This is a genomic window from Variovorax sp. (genome assembly GCF_965279555.1).
Taxonomy (GTDB): Bacteria; Pseudomonadota; Gammaproteobacteria; order Burkholderiales; family Burkholderiaceae_C; genus Variovorax.
In genome coordinates this window covers 57,572-75,480 of the sequence record NZ_OZ257247.1, presented here as the reverse complement: position 1 = coordinate 75,480, position 17,909 = coordinate 57,572, and the positions used below count along the sequence as shown (strand labels likewise).

Annotated in this window: 11 protein-coding genes and 1 pseudogene; 4 read left to right on the top strand and 8 right to left on the bottom strand. The window is 68.1% G+C overall.

The window, feature by feature from the left end; translation table 11 throughout:
• The first annotated feature begins 8 nt into the window (after nt 1-8).
• Nucleotides 9-1,637 carry a peptide chain release factor 3 gene (locus ACQY8B_RS00350; RefSeq protein WP_081269679.1) on the top strand — a complete coding sequence of 543 codons (1,629 nt, stop codon included), beginning with the start codon at nt 9-11 and terminating at the stop codon, nt 1,635-1,637.
• A gap of 14 nt (nt 1,638-1,651) precedes the next feature.
• On the opposite strand, the gene ACQY8B_RS00345 is transcribed toward ACQY8B_RS00350, so the two are convergent.
• The 3 genes from ACQY8B_RS00345 to ACQY8B_RS00335 all read right to left on the bottom strand — a co-directional run bounded on the left by ACQY8B_RS00345 (nt 1,652) and on the right by ACQY8B_RS00335 (nt 4,511).
• Nucleotides 1,652-2,455, bottom strand: coding sequence for an ABC transporter permease (locus ACQY8B_RS00345; RefSeq protein ID WP_422084886.1), 804 nt, complete (start codon nt 2,453-2,455; stop codon nt 1,652-1,654).
• A gap of 221 nt (nt 2,456-2,676) precedes the next feature.
• Nucleotides 2,677-3,453, bottom strand: a complete 777-nt coding sequence (locus ACQY8B_RS00340) for an ABC transporter permease (RefSeq protein ID WP_422089124.1) — start codon at nt 3,451-3,453, stop codon at nt 2,677-2,679.
• 62 nt (nt 3,454-3,515) lie between these two features.
• Entirely contained in the window at nt 3,516-4,511 is a 996-nt protein-coding gene (locus ACQY8B_RS00335) for an ABC transporter ATP-binding protein (protein WP_422084885.1), read from the bottom strand.
• 107 nt (nt 4,512-4,618) lie between these two features.
• On the opposite strand from ACQY8B_RS00335, the pseudogene ACQY8B_RS00330 reads away from it, so the two are divergent.
• Nucleotides 4,619-5,451: pseudogene (locus tag ACQY8B_RS00330) on the top strand (HAD-IIB family hydrolase).
• A 13-nt stretch (nt 5,452-5,464) separates the two neighbouring features.
• Here the strand turns inward: ACQY8B_RS00330 and ACQY8B_RS00325 are convergent.
• Entirely contained in the window at nt 5,465-6,715 is a 1,251-nt protein-coding gene (locus ACQY8B_RS00325) for an MFS transporter (protein ID WP_422084883.1), read from the bottom strand.
• 88 nt (nt 6,716-6,803) lie between these two features.
• Here ACQY8B_RS00325 and ACQY8B_RS00320 point away from each other — a divergent pair, with 88 nt between their 5' ends.
• Entirely contained in the window at nt 6,804-7,379 is a 576-nt protein-coding gene (locus ACQY8B_RS00320; RefSeq protein WP_422084882.1) for a TetR/AcrR family transcriptional regulator, read from the top strand.
• Between the two features lie 136 nt (nt 7,380-7,515).
• Entirely contained in the window at nt 7,516-8,586 is a 1,071-nt protein-coding gene (locus ACQY8B_RS00315; RefSeq protein ID WP_422084881.1) for a Fic family protein, read from the top strand.
• Between the two features lie 6 nt (nt 8,587-8,592).
• Here ACQY8B_RS00315 and ACQY8B_RS00310 read toward each other — a convergent pair whose 3' ends face one another.
• The 4 genes from ACQY8B_RS00310 to uvrA all read right to left on the bottom strand — a co-directional run bounded on the left by ACQY8B_RS00310 (nt 8,593) and on the right by uvrA (nt 17,873).
• Entirely contained in the window at nt 8,593-9,567 is a 975-nt protein-coding gene (locus ACQY8B_RS00310) for a Bug family tripartite tricarboxylate transporter substrate binding protein (RefSeq protein WP_422084880.1), read from the bottom strand.
• A 139-nt stretch (nt 9,568-9,706) separates the two neighbouring features.
• Entirely contained in the window at nt 9,707-10,747 is a 1,041-nt protein-coding gene (locus tag ACQY8B_RS00305; protein ID WP_422084879.1) for a histone deacetylase family protein, read from the bottom strand.
• A gap of 40 nt (nt 10,748-10,787) precedes the next feature.
• Complete coding sequence (locus ACQY8B_RS00300) at nt 10,788-11,837, bottom strand: ornithine cyclodeaminase (RefSeq protein WP_422084878.1); 1,050 nt, start codon at nt 11,835-11,837, stop codon at nt 10,788-10,790.
• A gap of 183 nt (nt 11,838-12,020) precedes the next feature.
• Nucleotides 12,021-17,873, bottom strand: a complete 5,853-nt coding sequence (gene uvrA, locus ACQY8B_RS00295) for an excinuclease ABC subunit UvrA (RefSeq protein WP_422089123.1) — start codon at nt 17,871-17,873, stop codon at nt 12,021-12,023.
• Nucleotides 17,874-17,909 lie beyond the last annotated feature (36 nt).

Sequence of the window (17,909 nt, the reverse complement as noted above, 5' to 3'; positions counted from 1 at the left end):
TGCCCATCTTGTCTTTTGTTGCCGAAACCCGCCGCCGTCGCACCTTCGCGATCATTTCCCACCCTGACGCCGGCAAGACCACGCTGACCGAAAAGCTGCTGCTTTTCTCGGGCGCGATCCAGATCGCCGGCTCGGTGAAGGCGCGCAAGGCCTCGCGCCATGCCACCTCCGACTGGATGGAAATCGAAAAGCAGCGCGGCATCTCGGTGGCCTCGTCGGTCATGCAGATGCTGTACCGCGACCACGTCATCAACCTGCTCGACACGCCCGGCCACAAGGACTTCTCGGAAGACACCTACCGCGTGCTCACCGCCGTCGACTCGGCGCTGATGGTGATCGACGCGGCCAACGGGGTTGAAGCGCAGACGCGCCGGCTGATCGAGGTCTGCCGCCAGCGCGACACGCCCATCATCACCTTCGTCAACAAGATGGACCGCGAAGTGCGCGAGCCGCTGGACATCCTCGACGAAGTGGAGCGCGAACTCGGCATGCCCTGCGTGCCCATGACCTGGCCCGTGGGCCAGGGCAAGACTTTCCGCGGGATCATGAACCTGCGCACGCAGGCCATGACGGTGTTCGAGTCGGGCAGCGAGCGGCTGCCGCAAGACTTCGAGACCATTCCGCTGAGCGAGCGCGACACGCTCGCCAAGCGCTTCGGCGCCGACTTCGAGACCGCCATGGAAAGCATGGAGCTGGCCACCGGCGCATCGCCCACCTGGGACCGCGAGGCCTTCCTGGCCGGCAAGCAGACGCCCGTGTTCTTCGGCTCCGGCGTGAACAACTTCGGCGTGATGGAAGTGCTCGACGCGCTGGTCGACCTGGCGCCTTCGCCGCAGTCGCGCACCAGCACCACCATGGTCAACCGCCAGCCGGTGGTGAAAGAGATCCAGCCCGAGGACAAGGATTTCGCGGGCGTGGTCTTCAAGGTGCAGGCCAACATGGATGCCAACCACCGCGACCGCATCGCCTTCGTGCGCATGGCCTCGGGCAAGTACACGCCCGGCATGAAGCTCAAGGTGCAGCGCACCGCCAAGGAACTTCGCCCCACCAGCGTCGTGACCTTCATGAGCCAGCGCCGCGAGGCGGTCGAAGAGGCCTACGCGGGCGACATCGTGGGCTTCACTACCCACGGCGGCGTGCAGCTGGGAGACACCATCACCGACGGCGCGAGCCTGCAGTTCACCGGCCTGCCCTTCTTCGCGCCCGAGCTGTTCATGACCGTGATACTGAAGAATCCGCTGCGCACCAAGCAGCTCCAGCAGGGCCTGGCCCAGCTCGGCGAAGAGGGCGCCATCCAGGTGTTCCGCCCCGAGATCGGCGGCCCGATGCTGCTGGGCGCCGTCGGCCAGCTGCAGTTCGAAGTGGTGCAGCACCGCCTGAAGGCCGAGTACGACGCCGACGTGCGGCTCGAAGGCTGCCAGTACACCGGCGCGCGCTGGATCACCGCCGACACCCCGGCCGAGCTGCGCGAGTTCGTCAACGCCTATCCGCAGCGCATGGCCAAGGACGCGGCGGACACGCTGGCTTTCTTGTGCACGTCGCCGTACGACGTGCGGCTGGCGCAGGAGCGCTTTCCGAAGATCCACTTCCATCCGCTGCGCGAGCATGCGGGGTTGGCGCTGCAGAGCGCGGGCTGAGCACCCGGTCCGGATCAGCTCCCGGTCGACGCATAGTGGCGCAACCCGAAGCGCCACACGCCGAAAGCCGCCGCGAGGAACACAAAGCCCGCGAGCGGTGACACGAGCCCCATCCACGCGGGCGCCCCGAGCGGATCGGGCTTGCCCAGGATCGCCAGCGCCGGGTAGTACGCCACGCAGGCCAGCGGCACGATGAATGTCAGCACACGCCGGAACCACTGCGCATACAGCGCCAGCGGGTACTGCGCGGCCTGTACGCCGCCGTAGGTGAGCACGTTGGCGATCTCCAGGCTTTCGACGGTCCAGAACGACAGCGTGCCCTGCAGCACCAGGATGCCGAGGAACAGCGCCGCGCCTCCGGCCAGTGCGAACAGCGCGATGCCCACGGCGGACGGCGTCCAGGCAATGTTGGCCTGCGCCGTCGCGAACACCAGCACCAGAATGCCTTGCAACAGGCGGCCCGCGCGGCTGATGCGGAAGTCGTGCCCCATCAGTTGTAGCGCCACGGGGCGCGGGCGGAGCAGCAAACGGTCGAAGGCGCCAGTGCGCAGGAACTCGGTGCCGAGCGTGTCGAAGCCGCGCCCCAGCGCGTCGGCCACGGCGAACATGCAGTTCACGAGCCCGTAGAACAGCGCAACTTCGCCGAGATGCCAGCCCTGCACTTCACCGAAGCGATGGAACAGTGCCCACACTGCGATGACCTCGATGCCGGTGCCGAGGAACTGGCCCGTGGTCAGCATCAGCGCGGAGGCTGGATAGCGTGCCTGGCCGCTGAGGGAGGCTGCGATGAGCCTCATGAGGAGGCGGAGCGATCCCATTTGTTCAGTGGCTCCGAATTGCTTTGCGTGTGTTCTGGGTGCGTGCGCAGGCCACCGGGTAGCTCCCTCCGCGAATGTCCCCCGCCCTTCGGGCTCCTCCTTTATTTCGCTGCGGGAGCCACCCGGCGCCGTGCGCACAGTGGACGCTGCCGTCGTGCTCGCCGATCAACCAGTGCTCTGAACGATCGCGCCCCGAACAACCCGAACACAAAGACCGCACCTCAACCACCCTGCACCTCCAGCCGCCGCATCGTGCGCTGCATCGCCATGCGGCCGAACACGACCAGCACCACGATCCAGAACGACTGCAGCCCCAACCCAGCCATGGCCTGCCAGCCGCTCATCAACCCGAAATAGATCCGCGCGGGAATGTCGACCACACCCGCGAACGGCTGCAGCAGCAGCGCCGTCTGCCATGCGTCCGGCAACAGCACCAGCGGCAGCAGGTTTCCAGAGAACACGATGACCACAGGCCCCGCCAGCGCGTTGATGCCACGCTCGTTGAGCGCCGCGGTCGCCGCGATGTTGAGCAGCATGACCATCGACGTGGACAGCAACAACGCCAGCACCGCGGACGCGAGAAATGCGACAGCCGCCGAAAAGCTCGCCGACGGCTGCCAGGCCCAATCGCCCAGTCCGGCCAGCGGCAGCGCGATGCCCGCGAAGGCCGCCATCAACGCCACGCGCGGCAACACGCGCGCCGCGATCCAGCCCGCGCTTCGCGCGAACCACAGCGCATAGGCATCGACCGGCCTCAGGCGGTCATAGGCCACCGCGCCGGTGCGCACGGCCTGGGCCACCTCAGGGTCGCCGAGCCACGGCACCAGCACCAGCAAGCCCTGCGAGAGCCAGCTGTAGGTGATCGCCTGCGTCAACGACATCGGCGTGCCGGCCATCGACGCGCCGCTGTAGAAGGCGGCCAGCACCATCACCTTGATGCCGCCCCACCAGCACTGCGTGCCGAAACCCGCGAGCGCGGCCGTGCGGTACTGCAGCATCTGCAGGAAGCGCGAAGCGAATGCCGCGACATAGGGGCGCGCGAGTTTGCGCAGGGCCGTCGTCACGCTTCGGCCGCTCCGTGCATCGCGTAGAAGCGTGCGATGACGGCCTCGATGGCCAGGCCCTCCAGGCGGATGTCTTCCACCGCATGCCCGGCCGCGATGCGGGCGATCAGCGCGGGCGCCGTCGTCACCGCCGGGTCGAAGTCCAGCACCAGCGTCTGGCCGTCGCGCGAATGCACCCTGGCGCCTTCCACCTGTGCGGGCAGCGCCGCGTCCTGCGCAAAGTCGACCACCAGCCGGCGCTCGGCCATCACCTGTGCACGCAGCGCCTCGACCGGGCCGTCGGCCAGCACGCGGCCGTGGCCGATGATGATCACGCGCTGCGCCAGCGCCTCGATGTCGTGCATGTCGTGCGTGGTCAGCAGCACGGTGGTGCCGCGCTCCTTGTTGGCGCGGCGCACGAAGTCGCGCACCGCCAGCTTCGACGGCGCGTCGAGCCCGATGGTCGGCTCGTCGAGGAACAGGATGTCGGGCTCGTGCAGCAGCGCCGCCGCGATCTCCGCGCGCATGCGCTGGCCCAGCGACAGCTGCCGCACCGGCTGGTCGAGCACGCGTTCCAGGTGCAGCAGCGCGACCAGCTCGTCGCGCGTGCGGCGGTAGCGCAGGGGGTCCACGCGGTAGATGTCGCGCAGCAGGTCGAAGCCGTCGCCCACCGGCAGGTCCCACCACAGCTGCGTGCGCTGGCCGAAGACCACGCCGATGCGCCCCACGTGCCGCTCGCGGTCGGCGAAGGGGTCGCGCCCGTCGATCTCCACGCGCCCGCCGTCTGCCCGCAGGATGCCCGCGAGGATCTTGATGGTGGTCGACTTGCCCGCGCCGTTGGGCCCGATGAAGCCCAGCAGCTCGCCGCGCTCAAGCGAGAACGACACGCCCGACAGCGCCTCCACCGTGCGATGGCGGCGGTGCACGAGCCCGCGCAGCGCGCCCATCACGCCGGGGTCGCGCTCGGAGATGCGGTAGGTCTTGAGGAGGTTGTCGACGAGGATGTGAGGCATGAAGGGCGCCGCGCCGGGCTCGATGCGCGGCGGGGGCGGGATGCTACACGAAAAGCGCCGCTACGATCACGCCTCCCCTCATCCTCATCAGCCCTCTCTTGCACGCCATGTCCGCGCCGTCTTCCCTGCCCGCTTCGCCTAACCACCTGCTGCCGCTGACCCGTTGGGAGGCATCGGCGCGCGGCGCGCTGGTCGGCATCTTCACGGACATCGACGACACGCTGACCAGCGAGGGCGCGATCACGCCGGACGCCCTGCAGGCGCTGGCCGACCTCAAGGCCGCGGGCCTCTCGGTGGTTGCCATCACGGGCCGACCGGTGGGCTGGAGCCTGCCCTTCGTCAATGCCTGGCCGGTCGATGCCATCGTGGCCGAGAACGGTGCGGTGGCGCTGCTGCCTGCCGCCGGCGGCGAGGTCGAGAAGCGCTACCAGCAGGATGCAGCCACGCGCGCGCCAACTTCGCGCGCATGCAGGCCGTGCTGGCGCGCATCGAGCGCGAAATTCCGGGCGCTGCGCGCGCCACCGACTCGCCGGGCCGCGAGACCGACATCGCCATCGACCACAGCGAGTTCGTCCAGCTCGACGACGCCACCGTCGCGCGAGTGGTGGCGCTGATGCGCGGCGAAGGCATGCACGCCACGGTGAGCAGCATCCACATCAACGGCTGGCACGGCGACAACGACAAGCTCGAAGGCGCGCGCTGGATCGTGCGCGAGCTGTGGAGCCGCACGCTCGACGACGAAATGGACCGCTGGGCCTACGTGGGCGATTCCACCAACGACCAGCTGATGTTCCACACCTTCGCGCACAGCATCGGCGTGGCGAATGTGGCGCGCTTCGTGCCGCAACTGGCGCACCTGCCGCGCTACGTGACGCAGGGGGAGCGCGGCACGGGGTTTGCCGAAGCGGCGCGCGCCGTGCTGGCCGCGCGCCGCGCATAGCCAACGCCGGGGCTCAAGCCCCAGGCGCCTTCCGCAGTACCGCCCAGTAGTTCCAGACGCCGAAGGCTGCAATCAGCAGCAGCACGGCGGCATAGCCTTCCACCGTGGCCAGCAGGCCGAGCGGCTTGACGAGGAAGCCCGCCAGCATCGCCGGCAGGCTGAACGCGAGATAGCTCACCACGAAGATGGCCGCGAACAGTTCGCCGCGCTCGTGCGACTGCGCCAGCGGCGCCAGCGTCTGCACCAGCGCCGAGAACGCACCGCCGAAGCCCACGCCCGCGACCGCGGTGCCGACGAAGAACAGCGCGAGCGAGCGCGTGGCCAGCGACGCAAGCAGCAGCACCAGCCCGACCGCGATGCTGGCCATGCCGACGATGGCGGGCCGCGGCGCGGCAAGGCGCCCCAGCACCGTCGGCGCGATCGCACCTACACCCGACAGCACCGCCACGGTGAGCCCGTTGACCACCCCGTTGTCGACGTCGAACACATGCAGCATCAGCGACGGCGCCAGCGAGAGATACAACCCGCCGAGCGCCCATACCACGACGAACACCGGCAGGCCGCGCGCGAACTCGGCACGCGCCCGCGCCGGGATCGACACGCGCGGCACCAGCGAAGCCCAGGCGCCGGGGCGGCGCGTCACCGTCTCGGGCATCCACAGCACCACCGCCGCGCCGAGCGCGAACACCCCGGCCAGCACGCCGAACACCAGCGCCACGGGCTGGATCGAGAACTTCACCGCCATGCCCGTCAGCAGCGCGCCCAGCGCAAGGCCGGCCATCGGCGACACGCTGGTGATCAACGCGCCCAACCGCTTGCGCGATGCCGGCGCGGCCTCGACCACCGCCGCGCTCAGCGCACCGCTCGCAACGCCGGTGGCCACGCCCTGCACCACGCGCGCGACGATCAGCCCGCCGATGTCCTGCGCCAGCAGGAACAGCCCCATCGCCACCGCCTGCAGCGCCAGCGCCCCGAGCACCACCGGCCGCCGTCCGATGTGGTCGGACAGCGAGCCCGCCACCAGCAGAGAGATCAGCAGCGCGATCGCGTAGATCGCGAAGGCCACGGTGAGCAACGACGACGAGAAATGCCAGGCGTGCTGGAACACCACGAACAGCGGCGATGGCGCGGCGGCCGCAAAGAAAAAGGCGAACAGCACGGCCGCCAGCAACGGGAACGCCACGTTCCCCGGCAGCCGCCGGGGCTTGGCGCGGACGGCGATGTCGGCAGTGGCGACTGCGAGGTCTGGGCAGGTGGACGGCATGTCGAATCCTTAATGCAACTTTTTTTGCTTTTGTGATTCTAGACTCGAGAACCATCTAAAGCAAATATCTTTGCGTTAAAGTCCGAACATGAACGACGTCACCCTCCCCAACAAGCGGCCTGGCGGCCGCAGCGCGCAGGTGCAGGCGCAGGTGCGTACCGCGCTGGAAGAACTGGTGGCCGAGCAGGGCCGCGAGCGCGTCACCGTGCCGGCCGTGGCGGAGCGCGCGGGCGTCAGCGCGTCGAGCATCTACCGCCGCTGGGGCGACCTGCAAGGGCTGCTGGCCGAAACGGCCACCCATCGGCTGGACCCCAACCGCCCCCTGCCGGACACCGGCACCCTGCACCAGGACCTGGAAGCCTGGGCGCGCGAACTCATCGAGCACCTGGCCAAGCCGTGCAACACCTCATTGCTGAAAGCCGCGGCCGCGCTGGCCAACGGCGATTCGGACACCGACTGCCTGCGCAACCGCCGCAAGGAAGCGCTGGCGCTGGTGGAACAGGCGCGCGCCCGTGGCGAGCACGCGCCCGAGCCGCAGCAGGTGATCGATCACCTGATCGCGCCGATCGTGTTCCGGCTGGTGTTCGGAGGCGACCCGGTAGAGCCGGAACTGGCGGGGCGGCTGGTGGACGAGCTGTTTGCGATCGGATTGACTGATCGCTGATCGGTGATCGGTGATCGGTGATCGGTGATCGGTGTGCAGTTTTAGAGCATTTCTAGACATGCGAGCATCAACATGTATAGAAATTCGAGTTTTCTATACATGTCAGGCCTAACATGCATGAAAACTCTCAATTCCTATGCACACGCTTGCGCCTCTTGATCAGCTCGACCCCGCCCGCTTCGACACGCCTGCGATTCTGAAAAAGCTCGCGAGCGCAAGCCGCCAACTGGCCGAGCTCAAGGGGATTGCGGCAGCCATCCCCAATCAAGGAATCCTGATCAACACCCTTGGGCTGCAGGAGGCCAAAGACAGTTCGGAAATCGAAAACATCGTCACGACGCACGACGAGTTGTTCAAGGACGACGTACTACCCGAGGCCTTCGCAAATCCAGCGGCCAAGGAGGTGTTGCGATACCGGCAAGCTTTGCGCGTGGGCTTCGAACAAGTGCGCGAAAGCGGCTTGATTACATCGAATCACGTCATCCAGATTCAGTCGGAGCTCGAAAGAAACAACGCGGGGTTTCGCAAGCTGCCGGGGACGGCGCTGAGAGACGGAGCCGGCCGAACTGTCTACACGCCCCCGCAGGATCCCGATGAGATCGTGACGCTGATGCGGGCGCTGGAACGCTTCGCCAACGAGGCCGATCTGTTTGCCGTCGATCCCTTGATCAAGATGGCGTTGATCCATCACCAGTTCGAGAGCATCCACCCGTTCTACGACGGCAATGGACGCACGGGACGAATTCTCAACGTGCTCTATCTGGTGAAAGAACGCCTGCTCGACATCCCGGTGCTCTATCTGAGCAGTCACATCGTGCGAACGAAGGCCGACTACTACCGGCTGCTGCAGGCCGTGCGAGATGACGATGCATGGGAGGACTGGGTGCTCTACCTGCTCGAGGCAGTGGAGCTGACCGCCGGCCAGACCATTGAAACCATCAACGCGATCAAGTCGGCGTTGTTCGACTACAAGCACCGCATTCGCGATAGCTATAGGTTCTACAGCCAGGACCTGATCAACAACCTCTTCATGCACCCGTACACGAAGATCGAATTCGTGCAGCGCGACTTGCAGGTTTCGCGCCTCACGGCAACCAAGTATCTCGACTCGCTGGCCGAAGGCGGCTTTGTGCAGAAGCAGAAGATCGGGCGCAGCAACTACTACATCAACACAGCGCTAGCCTCCATCCTGCGAGCCGACAAGTAAGTCGGCTTACTTCTCCTTCGCCAACCCCAGCTTCTCGATCACCGCTTTCTCCCGCACCACCGTGTCCTGCGCGAACTTGGTGTACGTGGCCGAGCTCATGTAGTTCGGCAGCATGTCGTAGCGGCCCAGCGACGCCACGTAGCTGGGTTCTTCCATCGCCTGCTTGAAGGCGTCGTGCAGCTTCTTCACCACCTCGGGCGGCGTGCCCTTGGGTGCGCCGATGCCGAACGGCGAGTTCTGCACCACGTCGTAGCCCAGTTCCTTCAGCGTGGGCGCGTCGGGGAACTTGGCCAGGCGCTTGTCGCCCCAGGTGTTGAGCACGCGCAGCTTGCCGGCCTCGACCTGCGGCGCGAAGCCGGTGCTGTCGGCGGCGGCCATCAGCTGGCCGCTGACCACCGCGAGCATCAGGTCGGCGCTGCCCTTGTAGGGCACGTGCTGCAGCTCGATGCCGGCCTTCTGCGCGACGATTTCGGTGGTCAGGTGCGGGCTGGTGAGCGTGCCGGTGGAGCCGTAGGTGAGCTTGCCGGGGTTGGCCTTGGCGTAGGCGACGAAGTCGGCCCAGGTCTTGAAGGGGCTGTCGGCCGGCACCACGATGCCGAAGGCGTAGCCGGTGACGTTCAGCACATAGGTGATGTCCTTCAGCGGATCCCAATTGATCTTGGTGGTGTAGCCCAGGCGGAACACGCCCAGCGGGATCTGCGCGACGGTGTAGCCGTCGGGCTGCGCGGTCTGCAGCGCCTGCGCGGGCAGGGTGCCGCCGGCGCCGGGCTTGTTGTCGATGATCACCGGCTGGCCGAGGATCTTGCTTGCGTTGTCGGCAAGCTGGCGCATGGTGATGTCGGTCGGGCCGCCCGCCGGGAAGGCGATGACCAGCTTGACCGGCTTGGTGGGAAAGCCCTGCGCGAAAGCCGCCAGGGGAGAGACGAGGCCGCACGCGGCAACGAGAGAGGCGGCACGAATGAAAGTGGAGCGGCGGAGCATGGCTGACTGGATCCTGACTTGGAAAAGCGCCGATTGGGCCTCGCCCGGTGAGCGAAGGCAATCGGGACTGCCCTGATTTCCCGCCCGGCAAGGGGTGATTCGGGCGATCCGAGTCACCTGCGCGTCAGCCAGCCGGCGGCTATGCCTGCCCGAAGCCTTCGAGCACGTTCACCGCGTTCACGCCCACCTCGGCCACCGCATAGCCGCCCTCGAACACGAACACCGTCGGCAGGCCGGCGCGCGCCAGGTCCTCGCCCATGCGCAGGTAGTCGTCGCTCTTCAGCTTGAAGCCGGAGATCGGGTCGCCCTCGAAGGTGTCGACGCCGAGCGAGACCACGAGCGCGCCGGCCTTCACCTCGGCGATGCGGGCCAGCGCGGTCTTCAGCGCCGCGCGCCAGGTCGGGAAGTCGGTGCCGCGCGGCAGCGGCAGGTTGTGGTTGAAGCCCTCGCCCCTGCCCGCGCCGCGCTCGTCGGCATGGCCCAGGTAGTACGGGTAGTCGGTCAGCGGGTCGCCGTGCAGGCTGGCGAAATGCACGTCGTCGCGCTCGTAGAAGATGGCCTGCGTGCCGTTGCCGTGGTGGTAGTCCACGTCGAGCACGGCCACGCGTTCGACGCCCGCGTCACGCAGTGCCTGCGCGGCGACGGCGGCGTTGTTGATGAAGCAGTAGCCGCCGAAGAAGTCGGCGCCCGCATGGTGGCCCGGCGGTCGCGTGAGGGCAAAGGCCGCGCGCTCGCCGCCGATGACGCGCTGCGCAGCCGTCCACGCACAGGCCGCACCATGCCGCGCCGCCGCCCAGCTGCCGGCCATCAGCGGCGTACCGGAGTCGAACGAGAACAGCCCCATGCGCGCCGGAAAGCTCTTCGGCAGCACGTCTGTGCGCATGCCGCGCGTGGGCCAGTACGACGGCAGCGCATCGCGCGACACGTTGGCCGGGTCCAGCGCCACCCACTCGTCCCAGGCATGCGCGATGAAGTCCAGGTAGCGCGGCGCATGCACCCTGGCCAGCAAGGCTTCGTCGAACGCATCGGGCGCCTGCAGCGTGCCGAGGCCGCGGCGCTCCAGTTCATGCCTCACATGGTCGACGCGGGCGGGCACCTCGAAGCACGGCACGAGCTCGCCGCGGAACATCTCGACTTTGCCCTGGTGGAGAACGTGCTGGTCGTTGTAGATGGTGAGCATGGATGAAGAAAGGCGGCATCTGCGGTGGTGAAGCCGCCCATCATGCCGCACGCCGCAGCACCGCCCGGCGCCGGCCCGAGGCCGTGAGGCCGAACAGGTCCTTCGGGTCGTCCAGCTCGGGCACCAGCGCGATCTGCTGGCCGATGCCGCGCTCGGTGGCAATGCGCTGGATGTAGCGCAGCGCGGTGTAGTCCTCCAGAGCGAAGCCGACCGAATCGAACAGCGTGACCTGCCCCGGGCTCTCGCGGCCGGGCACTTCGCCCAGCAGCACGCGCCACAGCTCGTGCACCGGGAAGTCGGCCTCCACCTGCTGGATCTCGCCTTCCACGCGGGTCTGCGGCTCGTATTCGACGAACACGCGCGCGAGCCGCAGCACGTCGGGGTGCAGCTCTGTCTTGCCGGGCGAATCGCCGCCCACGGCGTTGATGTGCATGCCGGGCTCGATCATGTCGGGCGTGAGCACGGTCGCGCGGCCCTGGTAGGCGGTGACGGTGGTGACGATGTCGGCGCCGCGCACGGCATCGGCCACGGAGCGCGCGCGCACGATCTCCAGCGGCGTGCAGGCAGAGAGATGGCGCACCAGCTTGTCGGTGGCGTGCGGGTCGGTGTCGAACACGCGCACTTCCTCGATGCCCAGCAGCGCATGGAAGGCCAGCGCCTGGAACTCGCTCTGCGAGCCGTTGCCGATCAGCGCGAGGCTGCGCGAATCGGGCCGCGCCAGCGCCTTCGCGGCCATCGCCGAGGTGGCGGCCGTGCGCAGCGCGGTGGTGAGGGTGAGTTCCGACAGCAGGACGGGGTAGCCCGTGTCGACCTCGGCCAGCACGCCGAAGGCCATGACCGTGGGCAACCCGACCTGCGTGTTGTGGGGATGCCCGTTGACGTACTTGAAGGCATAGGCTCCGTCGTCGGCCACCGGCATCAGCTCGATCACGCCGAGGTGCGAATGGCTGGCCACGCGCGCTTTCTTGTCGAACTCTCGCCACCGCAGGAAGTCGTCGCGCAATGAGTCGGCCAGGGCCTCGAGGAATTGCGGAACGCCGGTCTCGTCCACCAGGCGGACCAGGCTGTGAACATCGATGAAGCGGGTCATGACATGGCTCCTTGCGTAGCCCACGACACGGCGCTTCACCCCTTCACATGGTCTCCACCATGGCTGATTCAGGATGCGCCTGCGCCAAGGGTTGAAGCCATTGTGCGCCGCTTTCCAAGACCTTGGCGAGGCCCCCGAAAGGCCTATGCGTTCAGCTGGAAAGCGCGCGCACTCTTGCGGCGGTCAGCGCGCCAGGACTGGCGCCAGCGCCACCCCGGTGTGAGTACCCAGCCGCACCACTTCTTCCGGCGGCGCTGCCGCGACGATGCGCCCGCCGGCATTGCCGCCCTCGGGCCCGAGGTCGAGGATCCAGTCGGCCTCGGCGATCAGGTCGAGGTCGTGCTCGATCACCACCACGCTGTGGCCGCCGTTCACCAGCCGGTGCAGCACGTGGATCAGCTTCTCGACGTCGGCCATGTGCAGGCCCACGGTCGGCTCGTCGAGCACGTACAGCGTGTGCGGCGGCTTCTGGCCCCGGCGGGTGATGTCGTCGCGCACCTTGCTCAGTTCGGTCACCAGCTTGATGCGCTGCGCTTCGCCGCCCGACAGCGTGGGCGATGGCTGCCCCAGCGTGAGGTAGCCCAGGCCCACGTCCTTCAGCAGCTGCAGCGGATGGGCGATGTTGGGCATGCTCGCGAAGAACTCGACGGCCTCGTCGACTTCCATCTTCAGCACATCGCCGATGCTCTTGCCGCGCCAGCTCACGGCCAGCGTCTCGGGGTTGAAGCGCGCGCCGTGGCAGACCTCGCAGGGCACCTTCACGTCGGGCAGGAAGCTCATCTCGATGGTGCGCACGCCCGCGCCCTCGCAACCAGGGCAGCGGCCTTCGCCGGTGTTGAAGCTGAAGCGCGCCGGGCCGTAGCCGCGCGCCTTGGCTTCGAGCGTGTCGGCGAACAGCTTGCGGATAGTGTCCCAGAAGCCGATGTAGGTGGCAGGGCAGCTGCGCGGCGTCTTGCCGATGGGCGTTTGGTCGACCTCGAGCACGCGGTCGATGGTCTCGTAGCCGTCGACCTTCTTGCAGCCGGCCCACGCCGGGCGCTTGCCGGCTGCGTCGGCGTCGCGGCCCGCCTTGGTCATGCGCTGCACCACGATGCCCTGCACGTTGGCCAGCAGCACATCGCGCGCGAGCGTGGACTTGCCCGAGCCGCTGACGCCGGTGACCACCACCAGGCGGTGCAGCGGCAGCGTGGCGGTCACGTCCTGCAGGTTGTGGAGGTCGGCGCCGTGCACGGTGAGCCATTCGCCGCTCTCCTCGGCCTTCGGGTCGGGCGAGGGGACCGTGCGGCGTGCCTGCAGCGGATGCCGGATGGCATCGCGCAGGTAGCGGCCGGTCTGCGAATCGCCGGCATTCTGGATGTCGGCCACCGAGCCTTCGGCCACCAGCCGGCCGCCGCGCTTGCCCGCGCTCGGGCCGATGTCGATGATGTGGTCGGCGCGGCGGATGGTGTCTTCGTCGTGCTCCACCACCACCAGCGTGTTGCCCTTGTCGCCCAGCTTGTGCAGCGCGTTCAGCAGGATCTGGTTGTCGCGCGCATGCAGGCCGATGGTCGGCTCGTCGAGCACGTAGCACACGCCCTGCAGGTTGCTGCCGAGCTGAGCCGCCAGGCGGATGCGCTGCGCCTCGCCGCCGGAGAGCGTTGGCGCGCCACGGTCGAGCGTGAGGTAGCCAAGTCCCACTTCTTCGAGGAATTCGAGCCGGCTCTTGATCTCGGGCACCAGGTCGCGCGCGATCTCGGCTTCGCGGCCCGTGAGCGCCAGCCCTTCGAACCACTGCCGCACCTCGGTCACGCTCATGCGTGCCAGCTCGGTGATGCCGATGCCGCCCGTGCCGTCGGCCGCGGTGCCGAAGCCCACGGCGCGGGCCGTGGCATTCAGGCGCGTGCCCTCGCAGGTCGGGCAGACCACGTCGGCCAGGTCTTCCACCTCGGGTTCGGCGAAGGTCTGCTCGCGGCCCTTGTTGTCGTCGTCGCGCACGGAGTCGTCGAACACCTTGCGCTGGTCCTTGCTGAGCTTGACACCGGTGCCCACGCAATCGGGGCACCAGCCGTGCTTGCTGTTGTAGCTGAACAGGCGCGGATCGAGCTCGGCGTAGCTGGTGCTGCACACCGGGCAGGCGCGCAGCGTGGAGAACACGTTCACGCGGCCGATGCCCGCGGCGGACACGCCCGCCATCATCGCGGCGCGCAGGCCGTCGAGTTCGCTCAGCACATGCACCACGCCCTTGCCGTGTTCGAGCGCCTTGGTCAGCGCCTCGCGCAGCTCGGTCTCCTTCGAGGGCAGCACGTCGAGGCTGGCCACCGGCAGCTCGATGCTGTGCTCCTTGAAGCGGTCGATGCGCGGGAAGCCGGTGGTCGGCAGGAAGTCGCCGTCCACGCGCAGGTGCGTGAAGCCGCGCGGGCGCGCCCAGTCGGCCAGCTCGGTGTACACGCCCTTGCGGTTGCTCACCAGCGGCGCGAGCAGGCCGATGTGCTGGCCCTTGAAGTTGCGCATCAGCTGCGCGGCGATGCTGTCGGGCGTCTGCGGCTGCACGGCGGCGCCGTCGTGAATGCAGTGCTGGATGCCCAGCTTCACGTACAGCAGCCGCAGGAAGTGCCACACCTCGGTGGTGGTGCCCACCGTGCTCTTGCGGCCGCCGCGCGACAGGCGCTGCTCGATGGCCACGGTCGGCGGAATGCCGTACACCGCGTCCACCTCGGGCCGGCCGGCCGGCTGCACGATGCTGCGCGCATAGGCGTTGAGCGATTCGAGGTACCGGCGCTGCCCTTCGTTGAAAAGAATGTCGAACGCGAGCGTCGACTTGCCGGAGCCGCTCACGCCGGTCACCACGCTGAACTTGCCGCGCGGAATGTCCACGCTCAGGTTCTTCAGGTTGTGCTCGCGCGCGTTGACGATCTCGATCGCGTTGCTGCCCGGCGCCGTCTTCGCGTTGGCGATGTAGCGGCGCGCGGCGCGCTCGGCCACCTTGTAGGCATCGGGGCCGATGGCCAGTTCGTAGTCGGCCAGCGCGGCGCCGGTGAGCGATGCGCGGTTCTCGCGCAGCTGCTCCGGCGTGCCTTCGGCAACCACCTGGCCGCCGCCTTCGCCGCCTTCGGGGCCGAGGTCGATGAGCCAGTCGCTCGCGCGGATCACGTCGAGGTTGTGCTCGATGACGATCAGCGAATGGCCAGCGTCCAGCAGCTTGCGCAGCGCGCGCATCAGCCGCGCAATGTCGTCGAAGTGCAGTCCGGTGGTCGGCTCGTCGAACAGGAACAGCGTGCCCTTGCGCGCCACCGACTGCTTGCTCGCGGTCGCGTTCTTCGCGGCCTCGGCCAGGAAACCGGCGAGCTTCAGGCGCTGCGCCTCGCCGCCGCTCAGCGTGGGCACGGGCTGGCCGAGCTTGACGTAGTCCAGGCCCACGTCGGAAATCGGCTGCAGCACGCGCAGCACGTCGCGGTCGGCCTCGAACACCGCCGCCGCTTCGGCAACGGTGAGGTCGAGCACGTCGGCCACGTTGTAGCTCTTGCCCTTGCGCTCCACGCGCACTTCGAGGATCTCGGGGCGGTAGCGCTTGCCGTCGCAGTCGGGGCAGCGCAGGTACACGTCGGACAGGAACTGCATCTCGACGTGCTCGAAGCCCGAGCCGCCGCAGGTCGGGCAGCGCCCGTCGCCGGAGTTGAAGCTGAACTTGCTCGCGGTGTAGCCGCGCTGGCGCGAGAGCGCCGCGGTGGCGAAGATTTCGCGGATGGCGTCCCACGCGCCCACGTAGCTCGCGGGGTTGGAGCGTGCGGTCTTGCCGATGGGCGACTGGTCGACGAACACCACGTCGCCCAGGTGATCGGCGCCGAGCATGCGGTCGTGCGCGCCGGGCGTTTCCGTGGCCTTGCCGAAGTGGCGCATGAGCGCGGGCGCCAGCACGTCCTGTATGAGCGTGGACTTGCCCGAGCCGCTGACGCCGGTGACGCACACCAGCCGCGCCAGCGGGAACTCGACCGTCACGTTCTTCAGGTTGTGCTCGCGCACGCCTTCGAGGATGAGCCGGTGCGTGTTCTCGCTCACCAGCCGCTTGAAGCCCATGCCGATCTTCTTGCGCCCGCCCAGGTACTGGCCGGTGAGCGTGTCGGCGTCGCGCAATTGGTCGGTGGTGCCGTCGAACACGATCTGCCCGCCGCGCGCGCCTGGGCCGGGGCCCATGTCGATCACTCGGTCGGCAGCCAGCATCACGGCCGGGTCGTGCTCGACCACCACCAGCGTGTTGCCGGCATCGCGCAGGCGCAGCATGGCTTCGGTGATGCGGTTCATGTCGCGCGGATGCAGGCCGATGCTGGGCTCGTCGAGCACGAACAGCGTGTTGACCAGCGAAGTGCCGAGCGCGGTGGTGAGGTTGATGCGCTGCACTTCGCCGCCGGAGAGCGTGCGGCTCTGGCGGTCGAGCGTCAGGTAGCCGATGCCGACGTCGTGGAGGTAGCGCAGGCGGGTGGTGATTTCTTCGAACAGCAGCTTCAGCGCCTGGGCCTCGCCCTGTCTTGCCCCTTCCCCCGCTGGGGGAAGGTTGGGATGGGGGCTCTCGGCCTCATTCGAGGCAGCCGGGCTTGCTAGCGCCGCCTGCCCCCACCCCTGCCCTCCCCCGGAGGGGGAGGGAGCCATTCCCTGGCCCATGCGGTCGAAGAACCTCCGCAGCCTCTCGATAGGCAGCAGCATCAGGTCATGCAGGCACAGACCCGGCAGCGCCTCCAGCTGCGCGCGGGTCCACTTCGCGCCGGTCGGCATGAAGCGCTTCCCGGGCGGCAGCACCGCGTCGGCGTCTTCCTTGCTGCCGATGCGCCAGATGAGGCTGTCGAGCTTCAGCCGCGCGCCGCTGCAGGTCGGGCACTGCGTGTAGCTGCGGTACTTGGACAAGAGCACGCGGATGTGCATCTTGTAGGCCTTGCTCTCCAGGTAGGCGAAGAAGCGGCGCACGCCGTACCACTGCTTGTTCCAGTTGCCTTCCTTGTAGTTGGGCGTGCCCTCGATCACCCAGTGCTTCTGCTCGTCGGTGAGCTTGTTCCAGGGCGTGTCGCGCGGAATGCCTGCCGTCTCGGCATGGCGCATGAGGTCGTCCTGCGCTTCTTTCCAGGCGGGCGTCTGGATGGTCTTGATGGCGCCGGCGCGCAGCGTGAGCTTGTCGTTCGGAATCACAAGGCCCAGGTCGACGCCGATCACGCGTCCGAAGCCGCGGCAGGTGTCGCAGGCGCCCACGGCCGAGTTGAACGAGAACATCGACGGGATCGGGTCGGCGTAGCGGATGTCGCTCTCGGGGCAGTGCAGGCCGGTCGAAAACTTCCACACGTCGGTTGCAGCGTTTTCCTCGGCTCCCGTGGCATGCACGGTGACGCGCCCGCTGCCGCGCTTGAGCGCGACCTCGATGGCCTCCACCACGCGCGAACGCTCGGCGCTCGAGGCGCGGAACCGGTCCGCCACCACGTCGAGCACCTTGCGCGGGCCGGTGGGCGTGGCCACCTCGCGCTCAGCCTGCACACGCGTGAAGCCGCTGGCCGACAGCCACTGCGTGACTTCCTCTGCCGTGGTGCTCGCGGGCAGCTCGACCGGGAAGGTGACCACCAGACGTGGGTCACCCGCGGCGGCCGCGCGCTCGACGATCTGCGCATAGATGCTGTCTGGCGAGTCGTGCCGCACCGGCAGCGCGGTCTCGCGGTCGAACAGGTTGGCCGCGCGCGCGAACAACAGCTTCAGGTGGTCGTTCAGCTCGGTCATGGTGCCGACCGTGGAGCGCGAGGAACGCACCGGGTTGGTCTGGTCGATGGCGATGGCGGGCGGCACGCCCTCCACCTTGTCGACCGCCGGCTTGTCCATGCGATCCAGGAACTGGCGCGCGTAGGCGGAGAAGGTCTCCACGTAGCGCCGCTGTCCTTCGGCATAGAGGGTGTCGAACACGAGGCTCGACTTGCCCGAGCCGCTCGGCCCGGTGACCACGGTCATCTCGCCGGTGCGGATGTCGAGGTCGAGGTTCTGGAGATTGTGCTGGCGCGCGCCGCGAATCCGGATGGAGCCCTGTGTCATGAATGCCTTGAGGGGTGGGGCAAACATTCTAGGGAG